General features: G+C 41.4%; 8 protein-coding genes. 2 read left to right on the forward strand and 6 right to left on the reverse strand.

Translation table 11 applies throughout. The annotated features are described in order from the left end of the window. Positions 1-122: 122 nt before the first annotated feature. The 6 genes from ACO1O5_RS00645 to ACO1O5_RS00670 form a co-directional block, all read right to left on the reverse strand. Positions 123-1,814 carry a hypothetical protein gene (locus tag ACO1O5_RS00645; RefSeq protein ID WP_486267436.1) on the reverse strand — a complete coding sequence of 564 codons (1,692 nt, stop codon included), beginning with the start codon at positions 1,812-1,814 and terminating at the stop codon, positions 123-125. Between the two features lie 149 nt (positions 1,815-1,963). Continuing rightward, positions 1,964-2,491 carry a hypothetical protein gene (locus ACO1O5_RS00650; RefSeq protein WP_486267437.1) on the reverse strand — a complete coding sequence of 176 codons (528 nt, stop codon included), beginning with the start codon at positions 2,489-2,491 and terminating at the stop codon, positions 1,964-1,966. Positions 2,492-2,643: 152 nt separating this feature from the next. Next, on the reverse strand, positions 2,644-4,365 hold the full coding sequence (locus ACO1O5_RS00655; RefSeq protein WP_486267439.1) for a tail fiber domain-containing protein: 1,722 nt from the start codon (positions 4,363-4,365) through the stop codon (positions 2,644-2,646). 74 nt (positions 4,366-4,439) lie between these two features. Further along, a complete protein-coding gene (locus tag ACO1O5_RS00660; protein WP_486267441.1) occupies positions 4,440-5,087 on the reverse strand; it encodes a response regulator in 648 nt (215 codons plus the stop codon). 45 nt (positions 5,088-5,132) lie between these two features. After that, entirely contained in the window at positions 5,133-8,438 is a 3,306-nt protein-coding gene (locus ACO1O5_RS00665) for a sensor histidine kinase (protein ID WP_486267443.1), read from the reverse strand. An 815-nt stretch (positions 8,439-9,253) separates the two neighbouring features. After that, entirely contained in the window at positions 9,254-10,516 is a 1,263-nt protein-coding gene (locus ACO1O5_RS00670) for a metal-dependent hydrolase family protein (protein WP_486267445.1), read from the reverse strand. A 100-nt stretch (positions 10,517-10,616) separates the two neighbouring features. On the opposite strand from ACO1O5_RS00670, the gene ACO1O5_RS00675 reads away from it, so the two are divergent. Both ACO1O5_RS00675 and ACO1O5_RS00680 read left to right on the forward strand, forming a co-directional pair. Beyond that, on the forward strand, positions 10,617-12,800 hold the full coding sequence (locus ACO1O5_RS00675; protein ID WP_486267447.1) for a penicillin acylase family protein: 2,184 nt from the start codon (positions 10,617-10,619) through the stop codon (positions 12,798-12,800). A 405-nt stretch (positions 12,801-13,205) separates the two neighbouring features. After that, complete coding sequence (locus tag ACO1O5_RS00680) at positions 13,206-15,635, forward strand: glycoside hydrolase family 2 TIM barrel-domain containing protein (RefSeq protein ID WP_486267449.1); 2,430 nt, start codon at positions 13,206-13,208, stop codon at positions 15,633-15,635. The last annotated feature ends 19 nt before the right edge of the window (positions 15,636-15,654 follow it).

The following is a 15,654-nucleotide window of genomic DNA, read 5'->3' on the forward strand; positions in this document are numbered from 1 at the left end:
ATTAAAAAAATTTGCCGGGTAATCATTTATAAAATTAAAGAGCATTCGAATATAACTCTTTTGGCAAAAAAGCATTTATTGACCAAAAATATTTTGCTGATATAAAAACTAAATCCCTCTTCTTACTGCGCAGGATTTGAATCTGCAAAGTTCAGCACGACGCTTCTGTTTTGTGGCGTAATTCTAAAAGCCGTTCCGTTATTTGATTTTAGAAAAGAACCTTGTACGGCTTTAATTGAATAATTCATTCCCTCAAAGGAACAATTAACATGCGAAGACTTTATTTCTTTAAAAGGCAATTTAACATCATCAGCAGTTGTTAAATCAAGGAACCAGTTGGTTGATTTTCCGCCATCAACCTTCATGGCTATTTGTTTTTCATCAATGTCAATAATGAGCGTTCCTTCCATGGACTTCAATGGCCAGGTAATATGCAACTTACCGCGAATAGAATCGGTCACTATAGGATCGCCACCTTCCATCAAAACTTCCTTCCCGTTAATAATAGATTTAAATCGTAAACCTGCAATTTTACCGGGCGCACTCCAGATATAGCCATCCACAAAAGGCAAAGTAAAAAATGAACATTCGTTGGAGGTTGCTTTTTGAGTCGTATAAATCGAAGGAAAATTTTCATTAAATAAATGAATATCGCGAAAGCGCAATGTGCCGTTCTCCCACATTAAATTCGCACGATAATAACGGCTATCGAACCAAACTGTTTTTCGATCACTGCCTTTCAAATCCTCAGTGACAGTGACTGATGTTGATGGAGTAATTTTATAATGTTTTTTAAACCATTCCCCTGATTGAGATAACGTCTCTACTTTTATTTTTTGTTCATCTCTTAATCGTGCAATCAGCGGCATTTGTAATTTAAAACCTTTAGCCATTGCATTCCAGGTGAATGAATTTTCCTGGCCGGCCTGGGTATATGCAAATGCCATATCACTACCTTGAACAAATTCTTTAAAATACCAATTGACCCATGCGGAATCTCCCCCTCCCCGGGCATACACAGGCTCTAAGGTAATTACACCCTGCCGGTTTGTTCCAAGGCCATTGTCGTATTGGCGAACGGGATCACTTCCCAACATTCTAAAAATCGGGACCGGCGTTTGGTTTTGTTCCGTTTGCGCAGGCATATACGAATTTATTTTACTTGGATAATAGGCCTGGCCCCAATAACCACCCCACAAAGTATAACCATCCGTTCCATATTGATCTTTGCAATTGCAGGACGCAACGATGTTGTATTTTTTATACATATAATTAAGCGTGTACGCATCAATAAACCATGAACCAACGGACTTCGGATAGTAACCAAATATTTTTTTAAAATCACTCATATAAACATCCACCAGTTTCTCCCGTTCTTTGGGAGAATATCCGGTCGAGAAACCAATGTTCGCACGCCAGTCCCATGGATACCGACCGCGCCATTTCAGCCCTGCATTTTCAACCAGCGGTTGCGGAATCTCCCACCAGCCGCCAATTTCAAATGAGTCTTTTGAGAGGCCCTTCAACAATTTTTGATAACGTGGGTCAAGCAAAGCGTCGTATTGTAATAGAAAAGTGCCACCCAGTTTATATTGCCTCATAATTTCTATTTGCTTCACTACGGTCTCATATAACACCTGTTCGGTTATGGCGCTATCTCTTGGCTCAAGCAAACGAATAAAGTTGATGATGTTTACAATTTTTAGATGGGTATTTTCACTTTTTGAATCTTGGGGTTTGCTAACGGTTGGGTTAAACGCAGAAAGCAATATTATGCCAAATGCGAGGAAAAGAAGAGAGGCTTTTTTGTTCATATCATTATTTTGTTGAAGCTTTTTACTGCAATCAGTCAAAGATAATTTTGCAGCACTTTTAGATGAAGATATGAACTTATCCTGCCAGGTGACGCATGGCAGGAACGATCAGGCTCTGGCGTACCTGAACGTGTCTATTCCGGTAATCCCTATTTAGCTTTTCTTAAGTCTTTAACAATTTTCATTTCATAGTCGTCAACTGCAACAGTCTTGAAGGACATTGAATCTTCTAATTGTATCATGTAAACAAGCTCATCATCCTCCTCAATCTGGACGACCTGGTTTATGGCGAAATCATAGTAGACACTCTTTACGAGATGTTTCACATACTGCGGTAATTTATGCTCATCATAAAAACTTAAGGTGTGGATCCAGGTGCCTTTGCCGGTATAAGCTACCAACTTTTTAATACCATCGGATATGAAATGTACACTAAATCCTCCCGGAATTCTGTCCCATTTTACATGGAGCGGGGTATTGAAAGAAACATTAAAATGCCTAACAGCCTTTATGCTAATTTCATTCAAGAGGAGTTTTGGTGTCTTTTCCCCGAATGTGAAATATCCTGAAGTATCAGTTTCAGCATAAGCTACCTTATTTATCTTTTGAGCTTGGGTAATTACCGCGGAAGTCAAAACAATTCCAATAGTAAACAGCGTAAGATTTATCTTCTTCATCATTTCAATTTTAATGAATATGGTCAACACAGCCTGAAAATTAATCGGCAATATCCGTTAGATTGATAGTGTAAGCGGCTGATGGAATTAATACATTAATTGCAATATGATAATGTATATTGACAAATCATCTGGCTATACATTATCTTGAATTACTTGCCCAATATCATTTGCTTTGAGCTTATCAATTTATTGTCAACAACCAGGCTGTAATTATATGCGCCAGGAGCAAGGTTAGTACCATCGATATTCAATATGCCCTTCCCGACACCTGACACAGCTATTCTCCTTATTGTTTTGCCGCTTTCGTCGGTAATCAATATTTCTGCGTTTGAGAAGTTCCGTGGTAAATTGTAACTGATAGCAGTTACTTTATTAAAAGGGTTAGGTTTATTTTGCTCAAGAGAAACATCGTTAAGCGTTACATCAGTTTTAGAGTTGCGATTTATCACGGTTTTCAATTCATCTATTTGTCTTTGCAGATCCGCATTTTGCTTCGAAAGTTCCTGCACCGCTTTCACCAGGGGCACTACAAATTCGCCATAACGCAAACCCATGATCTTTCCTGATTTATCAATGCCTGAGAAATCATAGCCAATACTATTTGCTGCTTTCTCTACATCCTGGGCCAGGAAACCTGTAAACTGCGTTTTTTCTATTTCATGGTTATGATCTTCCGAAATGATTTTTAATTTCTTGTCCGTCAAAGCAGGTACAGGCAATTGAAAACCTTTTACACCTGGTAGTTTGCTCCCACTTAATTGAGGCAGGGTAAGTCTTATTGCACTTATGTCGTTTCTGCCCACCAGGGCATTTTCTTTTGTCACACTAAAATGATAGGTCACAGGGCGAAGGGCTTTTATAAAGTCAAGCCCGGGCACATTCTCCTGTATGTTATCTTTTATTCTTTCGTCAGAGAAGCTGGTCCAGCCCACCTCTCCGCCGATGCTTGTTACTTCGGTATTTCCGATACGTACTTTGTTACTGGCATCTACCAAAGTACCGGCGCCGATGGCTGTTGCATTGTTTAGATCGCCTGCAGTTACATCAGTATAAGATCCCAAAGCAGTGTTGTTACTTCCGGTTTCATTAGATGCGAGTGAAAAAACACCGTAGGCAACATTGTCATTTCCGGTGCTGTTGTTGGCCATTGAAACCGCCCCGGTTGCTATGTTCTCAGATCCTTCTCTATTGATAAGGGTAAATGGAGTACCATGCGCTATATTAAAAGACCCTGTTGTATTGCCCGCCAGCGCATAATCACCGGTGGCCGTATTAAAGTCTCCGGTTTCATTTGAATAAAGAGCGTTGTAGCCAATTGCTGTGTTAAATGAGCCTGTTGTGTTGGAAATAAGTACCTCTCCTCCCATCGCGGTGTTTATACTTCCTGTTGTATTAGAAAAAAGAGCGCCGGCTCCATGTGCTGTGTTTCCCCATCCTGTTGTATTGGACGAAAGAGCGCCGGCGCCGAAAGCGGTGGTAAAGCGGCCACCTGAATCCGATACCACATTAGCATTTAAAGTTTGGTATCCGAAAGCAGTGTTTAGATTATACTCACTGTAATCAATATAACCGGCTTTTTGGTTATTTACTCTAAAAAACAATGATTGGGCATCCAGGGTACCAATAAAGTTTTTTGAAGGATCAGTACCAAAATTTCCCTTTGTGAACCAGGGCCCGTTCGGCTGAAGAGCGTTTAAGTTTTGTGCCGGTGAAAGTTTGACAGGTTTGGTATTCGTCGTCTGTGCGTAGCCGGTAGTAATCAAACCGGAAAAAATTATTAGTGTCAACGCATGTAAAAATTGATTTTTTTTAGCAGGTTTTTTGTTGGCGGCAGCCGCTAATGACATTGAACGTGTGAATTTCGGTTTCATAATTAAATGTTTTAAAACCGAAAGTTCAAAAGTTGCTGATTCAGAAACAATACCTCAATGGGGTAATTTATATTTCAGGTGAGTCCCTGTTGTATGGCTTTCGTTATAGCTTCGTGGCGGCTGGTTACATGCAATTTCCTGTAAATATTTTTGACATGAGTGCGTACGGTTTCGTAACTCACAAAAGTCTTTTCTGCAATGGCTTTATAATTGTATCCTTCCACCATCAGGTGCAATATTTCCTTTTCTCTTTCGCTCAGGTGGTAGTCTTCACCACCCGGGGATACCAGAATCACATTCTGGCTGGCAAAAAAGCCAAGTATTTTTTTGGCAACAGCTGAACTAATTGGTGCACCACCATTATATACTTCATTAATTGCTTCAATAAATTTATGAGGAGGATCATTTTTAAGAATGTAGCCTGATGCGCCGGCGCAAAGAGCAAGAAATATTTTTTCACTATCATTAAAGACGGTTTGCATCAGGATCTTAATGTGAGGGAACCTGTCACAGATCTTTCTTGTTACTTCAATACCATTTAGTCCGGGCATTTCAATATCCATTAATATCACATCCGGTGCGCTTCGGCTTATATCTGATTCCCAACTGTTGCCGTCAGCAAAGGCACCGCCACATATAAAACCGGGAGTGCCATTAAGAATAGCCTCGAGCGCATCCCTCACCAGTTTATTATCTTCAAATAAGGTTACACGTATATCCATGGAAAGAATTTAAATATTGGTAAAAAGCCAGCGCCCGGCAATACCCTAACAGGTGATTTTGCATTGCAGGGAAATGACTGTTCCTTTGCCGGGAGACGATTTTACTGAAAGTATTGCGCCGGCCTCATCGGCCCTCTTTTGCATATTGATCAGTCCGTTTCCTTTTTTTGCAGTAGCCATGTTAAATCCTTCTCCATTATCCACTATTTTGAATTCGATGGTACCGTCAAAATTACGAACACTTAGTTCAAGGATTGATGCCTTGCTGTATTTAACTGCATTATTTATAGATTCTTTGCAGAGCAGGTAAATGTTGTGAAGACTTTCCAGGGGTAACACAATGTTAGCCATGCTCTCGGATACGCCTACCCGCACTTTGATATTTCTTATCGTGGCCATTTCAATCGCATACTCCTGTAGTTTTTGTACCAGGTCTTTTACAGAGCTATGCAAAGGATTTACGGCCCACACGAGATCATTCAGCCTTGCCACCATATCATTAGCCGACTGCTGAATTTTATTCAATGACTGTTCCACATCATCGGGGTGATTGGCATTAACCTGGTTTTCCGCCATGTGGCTATAGAGAACAATGCCACTAAGTGTGCTGCCAATATCGTCGTGCAATTCGCGGCTGATGCGTAAGCGTTCATGTAACATCGCCTGCTCAATTTTATTCAACGAAGCCAATTGTTCGGATTGAATCAACTGTGCCTGCATTGCTTTTAGTTCCGACAAAGTACTTTCTACCTTTTCTTTTTCGTTTCGTAATTCAAGTGTTCGTTCGGTAACTGTCTTCTCGAGAAAAGTTTTTTCTTTTTTCAATGTCCTTTCCCTCCATTTTATAAAACCCCATAACGCAATAAAAAAAACCAGGCTGTATAAACTATAAGCCCACCATGTGCTCCACCAGGGGGGATGAACGATGACTGTAATAGCCTTTTCAGCCCATACTCCATCACTATTGGCAACCTTCACACGAAAGATATAGCGGCCGGGAGGTACGTTATAATAATAGGCTGTTTTTTCAACACCAGCTTTTCTCCAATTGTTATCTAAATTTTCCAGCATATACAAATGCTGGTTATCTTCGGGGCTGGCATAGTGCATGCCTGCAAAATCAAAGGAAAATGTATTCTGGTTATGGCTCAGGTGTATCTCACGTGTAAGAGTGATCGGCACACTTAGTGGACTACCTTTTCCCGGCTTTGCGACTTCATCTGCCAGCCGAAAAGCACTTATGACAATTTGCGGAGGTGTTGAATTGCTTTTAAATTGATCCGGAAAGAAGGTATAGTACCCGGATCCGTCACCAAAGAAAAATTCGCCACCTTTTACTTTTTTACTGAGCATACTAAATGAAGAAAAATTAGCAGCGTCCACACCCTGGTTTTTATTATAAACACTGATTTCATCTCGCCCAAGGTTAATTCTAAAAATACCCTCTGATGAACTAACCCAGAGATTTTTTTGATTATCCTCAAGAATAGCGCTTATGTCAGTAGCGTTGTTAATTGGCATCCTTGGATCTGTAAAAAGAGAGAAAGAATTACGTCCAGAATTGCTGCGGTAAAGCCCTTTTGACGTTCCAACCCAGATGTTGTTCTCAGAATCTTCCACTATGTTGCCAATACTGCCACTAAATTGGTAATGCCGGAATTTCCTGGTCACTGGATTGAATAGATTTACAATACCGGGAAACGTTCCTATCCATAAATTTCCTGAATGATCTTTGAGCAGGCACATAATAATATTATCGCTTAAGGTGTTGGTGTCTTTTTCATTATGGCGGAAATGTCTGAATATTCCGGTCTTTATATCGAAGTGGTCTAACCCGGCCTGCGTTGCAATCCACAGTGACCCGGGCTGATCGGCTATGATGTATTCAACAATACCCTTGCTCAAACTGGTTTGATTATTAGGATCGTTATTGTAACGGGTAAATATTTGCGTCCTGATGTTATAATGATATAACGCATCTTGTGAGCCAATCCAAAGCGTGCTATCATCCTCCTGGTAAATTGCATTAATGAAAAGATCCGTTTCGTTAGATAGACCAGAAGGATCGGCAAAAAATCTCTTTATGTTTCCAGTCTTCCGATCTACCCTTATAAGACCTTCCTGTAAAGTGCCGACCCACAACACACCTGAAGCATCTTCATGGATCACACTAACAATGCTTCCCATATTAGAATGGGAGAAATTCCCCTTAAAAGGATCAACCCGGTAAATATTGCCAAGCCAGGTTGCAATCCAGAGAACACCTTCCTTTGAAGTAAAGGCTGCCGAAACGGCCCGCATGGCCTGCATATCTCCATTGAGCGACTCATAATGCATTGCCTCTCCGGTTTTAGGATCGTACTTGGTTAACCAACCCCCGGATAAACCAAACCAAACAGATCCTACACCGTCTTCACTAATAAAAAAAATATGAAGATCCGGGATGACTTTTTGTTTTGGTGGAGGCACGCCCAGCTTTTCAGGATGAGCAGGATTATACACATATCGTTTAAATATACCCCTGTCTCTATTCATTGTATGTAGTCCATTCCCAGCTGTAGTAACCCAAAAAGTTCCTTTACTGTCCTCAAAAATTGCCCCGATCTTATTATCGGTAAGGCTGGAGGGGTCATTAGGATCGTGCATGAAGCGGGTGAATCTACTTGTCTTCCTGTCAAAACGATTTAGGCCTCCTATTTTCGGAACTGTAATGTCGTTCCAATTAGCTTTACGCCCGGTACCCACCCAAAGTGTACCTCGCCTGTCTTCATATAATACCTGGACCTGGTCGTTACTTAGGCTCGTGGTGTCATTTGCGATTTGCTTATAATGGACAAAAGTTTGCGTTCCCGGATCCAGCCTGTCGAGGCCATTCATGGTTCCTATCCATAACATGCCCTCATGATCTTCCAGTATTGCCGTAACTCTGTCATCGCACAGGCTTTCAGTATTGTTGATATCGTGCCGGTAATGAGTAAAAATATTTGTTGCGGGATCCAACCGGTCAAGACCCGAGTCCTGTGTGCCCGTCCAAATCACGCCATCGCGGGCGGCGCAAATTGTTATCACCTCGTTAGATACCAAAGACTGAGGATTCTGTGGATCATTCTGGTAGGTGGTCACATGGTAACCATCATAACGACGCAAACCAACATCATATACCGCAAACCACATGTAGCCCGTTGAGTCTTGTGTAATTTTATTAATAAGCCCAAAATTGGAAATTCCGGGAACTGTGACGCGATTGAAGTTAACCTGTTGCGAATTAACCGGGTAATAAAAATTAAATATGAAAAAAAAATAAAGAAATATCCGTTTGTTAAATATTGTTATTGGGTTTAGCCCGGCCATAAAATAATACTTTGAAAGACTATTACATAGGGCTCATAATTTTGAAAGTGTGGCTGTAAGCAATCAGCTAACTACTAAGAACTGGTAATGATTTAGTTGATCGTTATCTTAAAGTCTCAAACAGCTAATCATAAGGTTGAAAAATACGGTTCCATAGATGATAATACTATGCATCGCTTGAAATTCTTCTTTAAAATTAGTTTAAACTAGCAATTTTCAAAAGCATTGCCTCTGCTTAAATAAAGAATAAATTCTTCCAGCCATTCTAACCTGAAAAACGAGGTTAATTATTTGAAGCACTTCAACCAGCCTTATATAAAAGAGAGTTTTGACTTTATGCAACTGGCTGTGTCTCGTAATTGCTCCATGGATGCCAATAAGTAATGTTCTTACCTCCTGATCGCGGCTATGCTTATTTATAACGGACAACAATAGACGCAATATTTTTACTTCAGGAATTAAAAAAATCATTTTTTCAAAACACTCCTTGTTACTGCTTGTCTTGCAATGGATATTTATTAGGCTATAAGCAGAGGTCTTGCCTGCTTAATATGCAAATAGTAAACTTTGGCCAGGGCCGGTCTCTTTCAACTAGCTGGCGTGCATAACTATAAACCTGAATTAATTTATTCAATCATACAGTGCGCTTGTAACCGCTTGTTCGATCTTTTTTTCCATCGTGTCATCCTACCCCGCTGCGGCATAAATAATTTTACCTTCTTTGTCTAAAATAAAAAATTGGGAAACCGGCTCACACCGTATTGCTGAGTTATTTCTTTACCATAAATCAAAACACGAATAAACTTTACAATTGATTACAGGTCTTTATATATTTTGCCATCTTTCATTACAAAAACAATTTTACGAAGCGAGCTGATATCAGCTGAAGGGTCGCCTTCTGCCATAATAATATCGGCAAACAGTCCTCTTTTAATTCTCCCGATCTTATTGCCATATCCGAAGACATCTGCATTAACGGAAGTCGCTGACTGCAAGACCTGTAGCGGTTTCATGCCATAAGCAACCATTAATTCCATCTCCCTTACATTATCGCCATGCGGGAACACGCCAACATCGCCGCCCATACAAATGGTTACTCCATTTCTTAAGGCAGATTGAAAACTTTTCTTCCTGGCAACAATCGTTTCAGGGGCCGGATCAATACCTTTCTTCCAGCCTTTATATTGTTGTATTGCTTCAAAGGCAGCCAGCGTAGGACAAAGCGCCACATTTTTTTCTTTCATTAATTTAAATATCTCATCGTCGCCATAATTACCGTGTTCAATAGTGTTGACGCCACCCATTATAGCTCTGCGCATACCTTCTTTTGTGGTGGCATGAGCAGCCGTAAACCTTCCACTGCTTCGGGCTATGCCGGTAGCCAATGTAATCTGTTCTATGCTAAATGTCGGCATCGACTGTCCGTCCTCACCCCATCCATAGTCGGCGTATAACTTCACCACATCGGCGCCTTTCCTTATTTGCGTGTACACTTCATTTGCCATATCTTCCATACCCGAAACCTCGGCAGCGCCTTGTGGCAGATCAACATCAGCATTATTGTAATTGGGAGCATAGGTGCCTTTAGCCACGATGGCCCTTGTGGCAACTATAAGTCTTGGTCCCGGAAAAACATTTTTTTCAATGGCTGTCTTTAACCCCGCATCATCATACATAGACCCTTCAGTGCCCAAATCACGCATGGTGGTAAAGCCCGCCATTAAGGTTGCTTCAGCATGCATCACAGCCCTGGCCGTTCGCTCTGCCCTGCTTTCTTTCAGCACCTGGTCGCTCCAGCTTATTTCATTATAGGGGTGCAGAAATAAATGAGAATGGCCTTCTATTAAACCTGGCAAGAGTGTCGCCCCGTTCATTTCAATCACACGGGTGTTGGCAGGAAGTTTGAAAGTCATTTCTCCCGCTTCTTTAATTTTATTTCCTTTCACCAGCACCACCCAGTTGTTGTGCATAGCCTCCCCATCAAAAACGCGTTGAGGTTTTAATAAGTAAAATGAATCAGTTTGGCTGTAGCCCGCCATACAAAGCAACACCAATGCAAGGTTAAATGAAATTTTCATAAAGGAAAGGTAAGGATTGGCTAAGAATTAGCCGAATTTGCCATCATGAAATAAAGAACCATTCGAAAGGATTTTGTTATATTGAAACCAGCTTTAGCAAATGAAATTATTTTTCTTATTTATTTTTCTTCCACTCGGCTCCTTCTCACAACATCTTTCGCAAAAGGAAATGGAACGTTGCAGAAAGGAAGCGCAAAACGTCACCATCATTCGTGATATTTGGGGAGTGCCACACATTTATGGCAAAACAGATGCCGACGCAGTTTTTGGTCTGTTATATTCGGAGTGTGAAGAAAATTTTAAGCAGGTAGAAGAAAACAACCTCGAAATGCTGGGACGTTTGGCAGAAGTGTATGGCCCGCAGCAAATGTACAATGATCTTCAGATGAGATTAATTTACGACACTGTCAAGGCGATCAAAGACTATACGGAAAGTCCTGAGTGGTTACATAAACTATGCGATGCTTCGGCTGATGGCGTTAATTATTATCTCTATAAACACCCGGAAGTAAGGCCGGAAGTTCTTCATTATTTTAAGCCCTGGTATGCACTACTTCGTACTAACGGCAGTATTTCTGCAACACAATCCAGCGGTATTACCATTCGTGATATGAAAGAATTATATCCTGCTGATAACTCCGTTAGTTACCTTGATAGAAACAGTCACCCGAATGACCAGGACCCAACCGGCTCCAATGGTTTTGCAGTAGCGCCAACAAAAACTCTTTCAGGCAATACCATTCTTTACATCAATCCCCATGTTACTTTTTATTACAGGACAGAAGTACAGATGGTAAGTGATGAAGGCCTGGATGCTTACGGCGGGGTTACCTGGGGAACTTTTTTTGTATTCCAGGGATTTAATCAATATTGCGGTTGGATGCATACTTCCGGCGAAACGGATGTTGCCGATTTGTTTAAGGAAACGGTAGTAAAAAAAGGAGGCTCTTTATTCACGAAATATGATGATCAACTCATCCCGGTTAGAACAAGGCAGGTGGTGATCAGGTATAAAGATGATAAAAGTAAAGGAGAGGAAAAATTCACAACGTATTATACCATTCACGGTCCCGTAATGGGAAGCAGGAATGGTCAATGGCTGAGCCTTCGGGAAAACAACCGTTCTATGAAAGCATTAATGCAATCGTGGCTCCGGACCAAAACAAAAGGTTTTGCAGATTTTAAGAAAGTGATGGAGTTGCGTTCCAACACATCCGATAATACCGTGTTTGCAGATAATAAAGGAAACATTGCCTATTGGCATGGTAATTATGTTCCGCGTCGCAACAACCAATTTGATTACAGCGAACCGGTTGACGGAAGTACATCGCTAAGCGACTGGAAGGGGATATATCCTCTCGATTCGATTGTGCATGTATATAATCCCTCAACGGGTTTTATCCAGAATTGTAATTCAACGCCTTTTTCAGTATCGGGAGTAAACAGTCCGCGTAAAAAAGACTACCCGTTATATATGGCGCCGGATGGTGAAAATTTCCGTGCGTTAACGGCAGCCGCTTTACTAAGCAATGCATCAGGTATTACGATAGAAAGAATGATTCACGATATTGGGTACAATAACCACCTTGCTGCATTTGATGTGATCATTCCTGCGGTATTAAAAGATTATGACGGGTTGAAAACAACCGATAGCTTAAAGATGAAATTACAGCCGGTTATGGAAATACTGAGGGCATGGAATAAAAATTCTTCTGATACTTCCATTGCCACCACAATTGCAATTGAATTGGGCTATCGTATCGTTCAAAAAATTCCCGCGCCGGCCAGCAGGTTCAACAGAACTGATGCGGTTGGACAACTGCGTCAAATAATGTCAACGTTATCTCCGGAGGAAGTGATGATCGCACTTGACCTTACTTTAAAAGACCTCACCACAAGATTCCACACCTGGAAAATAGCATGGGGCCAGGTAAACCGATATCAACGCCCGGCTGATGGAATATTTGATGATGCAAAACCAAGCCTGCCGGTTGGACTAGCCTCATCCTTATTTGGTTCCATTCCATCCTTTGCCTCCCGTATGTTTTCGAATACCGATAGACGTTATGGTGTCTCCGGCAACAGTTTTGTGGCTTGCGTTGAATTCGGTAAAACGGTAAGAGCCAAATCGATCGTTACCGGGGGGCAATCGTTTGACCCGGCTTCCCCGCATTTCACCGACCAGGCACAAATGTTTATTGACGGAAATTTTAAAGAGGTCTTTTTTTATAAAGATGACGTGCTAAGGCATGTTGAAAAACGTTATCACCCTGGTGAGCTTTGAACATCTATTTACACAATCGTCTTTCCAGCATTCTAATCCAATTCCATCGCATTATAACGACACAGGCAATTAAGCAGGTAATTAATTTAAATTCTATGATCAGCAAATGCCGGTTAAAGGAATGAATAAAAAAACCCGGTAATTAATTTTCTGTTATAAAATGATTTTAGGAATCTCTTTAACTTGAAACAGAAATCAAAAGACGGTTGTCAATCTAAGAAAACAAATATGAGAATCGCGTTCCACCGCGTGTCATAATCCGGCAATATTGAAGCAAACCTTTCCAAAGAAAAAGGAACATTTTACAGCCTGGATAATAGAATTGTCTAACTGTTGAGAGCCTTTACAGGAAAGGTCTCACCATACAAAAACTAAAAGTCTATTTTTGATACTACAAAGATGTATATGAAAAAACTGATCTTCATTCTTTTGCTTATTAATTTGACATGGAGCAATGCTAAAGCTCAACGCGTCCACAAACTCTTCGATGCAACATGGAAGTTTCACCACGGAGATGTCAGCAACGGCGAAAGTGTAACACTAAACGATAAGAGCTGGCGCATGCTTGATTTGCCACATGATTGGAGTATTGAAGATCTGCCTGATCAATCTGATTCTGTTATCGGCCCGTTCACCTCCGGCAGTGTTGGCGCCACAGCAACGGGTTATACAGATGGAGGAATCGGTTGGTATCGCAAGCACTTTACATTAAATAATATCACAAACAAAGAAATAGTTATTTATTTCGATGGGGTGTATATGAACAGCGATGTATACATCAATGGCCATTATCTCGGTAATCACCCTTACGGCTATACGCCATTTTATTACGATATCACACCGTATCTCAAACAAAATGGCAGTGAAAATATTCTTGCCGTACGAGTAAGCAATGAAGGGAAAAACAGCCGATGGTATAGCGGTTCCGGCATCTATCGGCATGTATGGCTTGCCGTTAGGCCAAAGCTCCACGTATCACCATGGGGTATTTATATAACTACGCCTGCGGTAACTGATAAATCTGCTACAATAAACGTAACGACAAAACTCATCAGCGATGACGTTAACTCAAAAGAAATAATATTGCATACCCGCATACTCGATGCACAAAACACACTAATAGCTGAGGCCAAAAACCAAATTACAAATGGAGGTATCAATTCTGGTTCGCGGGAAAGCAACATCCTGCAAACCTTCCGTGTTTCTAATCCAAAGCTCTGGTCGCCGGATGCACCTTATCTCTACCATGCAGTTTCAGAAATTATATCGAACGGAAAAGTAATCGATAACGAGACAAATAGTTTTGGAATTCGTTCTATCGAAATAACTGCAGACAAAGGCTTTTTGCTGAATGGCAAACCCATCCTATTACGCGGTGGTTGTATGCATCACGACAATGGTGCACTTGGTGCTGCTACTATAGACCGGGCAGAAATAAGAAGAGTGCAACTCCTAAAATCTTTTGGATTTAATGCCGTGCGTACGAGTCACAATCCTCCTTCACAACAATTTCTTGATGCATGCGATAGCATAGGTATCATCGTAATTGACGAAGCATTCGACCAATGGGAACGCGAAAAAAATCCGCAGGATTATCATCTTTATTTCGATACTTGCTGGCAAAGAGATATCGCTTCTATGGTGCTGCGTGACCGCAACCATCCCGCTGTTATTTTCTGGAGCGTTGGTAATGAAATCAATGAACGGGCAGATTCGCCAGGTCTTGTGATTGAAAAAAATTTACGTGATGAAGTAAAAATGTTGGATGCCACCCGCCCGGTAACAGAAGCCATTTGTCACTTCTGGGATCACCCCGGCTATAATTGGGACACCACGGCAGCCGCATTCGCTTTGCTTGATGTAGGAGGATATAACTACTTATGGCAGGAATATGAAAGCGATCATGCGAAATTCCCGGAGCGCATTATGATGGGTACCGAAAGTTTTCCACTCGAAGCTTTTGAGAACTGGCAAAAAGTAGAAGAACATCCTTATGTTATTGGCGATTTTGTTTGGACCGCAATGGATTACCTTGGTGAAACCGGAATCGGGCATACAGGTCTCGACAGCACGCCCGGTTTTCAATTGCAAAAATTTCCATGGTTCAATGCCTATTGTGGTGATATTGATTTGACCGGAGGTAAAAAACCGCAGTCCTTTTACCGTGATATTATTTGGGGTCGTAGTAAGATGGAGATGCTGGTGCATACCCCTATTCCTGAAGGCCACAAAGAAGCCGTAAGTGCCTGGGGCTGGCCCGATGAAGTACCATCCTATACTTTTCCCGGCGATGAAGGCAAGGCCATGCAAGTGCATGTATACACCACTTACCCAACCGTTAGACTACAGTTGAATGGTAAAACTGTTGGTGAAGAAAATGCATCTGCGCAAACGAGACTTACTGCTACTTTCAATATTGTTTATCAACCCGGGCAGCTTAAAGCTATTGCGCTGAAGAATGGCGTGGCAGTTGATTCCGTATTTCTGCAAACAGCAGGAAGTGCAAAGAGAATAAGGCTCACTGCAGACCGCAAGGTTATACATGCCAGCCGCAACGATCTCAGTTATGTTACTGCTGAAGTCGTTGATGCAAACGGTGACCTTGTTCCGGATGCGGCGCTGCCATTGGAATTCAGCATTACAGGCGCGGGAGAAATTATCGCGACAGGCAACGCCAATCCTGCTGATATGGAAAGCTTCCAACAGCCACACCACAAAACTTTTCGCGGAAAATGTTTGATCATTATACGACCTAACGGTAAAGCAGGAACGATAACGTTAAAAGCGAATAGCAAAGGATTAAAGAGTGATGAAGCGGTGATTAAAACTAACTAAAGCATACTGGGATGGCCAC

This window comes from Ginsengibacter sp. (genome assembly GCF_057362405.1).

Excerpts from the sequence above, each read along its gene's own strand:
- ACO1O5_RS00680 (WP_486267449.1), top strand. The coding sequence starts at position 13,206 with ATGAAAAAACTGATCTTCATTCTTTTGCTTATTAATTTGACATGGAGC.
- ACO1O5_RS00665 (WP_486267443.1), bottom strand. The coding sequence starts at position 8,438 with ATGGCCGGGCTAAACCCAATAACAATATTTAACAAACGGATATTTCTT.
- ACO1O5_RS00670 (WP_486267445.1), bottom strand. The coding sequence starts at position 10,516 with ATGAAAATTTCATTTAACCTTGCATTGGTGTTGCTTTGTATGGCGGGC.
- ACO1O5_RS00660 (WP_486267441.1), bottom strand. The coding sequence starts at position 5,087 with ATGGATATACGTGTAACCTTATTTGAAGATAATAAACTGGTGAGGGAT.
- ACO1O5_RS00675 (WP_486267447.1), top strand. The coding sequence starts at position 10,617 with ATGAAATTATTTTTCTTATTTATTTTTCTTCCACTCGGCTCCTTCTCA.
- ACO1O5_RS00650 (WP_486267437.1), bottom strand. The coding sequence starts at position 2,491 with ATGAAGAAGATAAATCTTACGCTGTTTACTATTGGAATTGTTTTGACT.
- ACO1O5_RS00645 (WP_486267436.1), bottom strand. The coding sequence starts at position 1,814 with ATGAACAAAAAAGCCTCTCTTCTTTTCCTCGCATTTGGCATAATATTG.
- ACO1O5_RS00655 (WP_486267439.1), bottom strand. The coding sequence starts at position 4,365 with ATGAAACCGAAATTCACACGTTCAATGTCATTAGCGGCTGCCGCCAAC.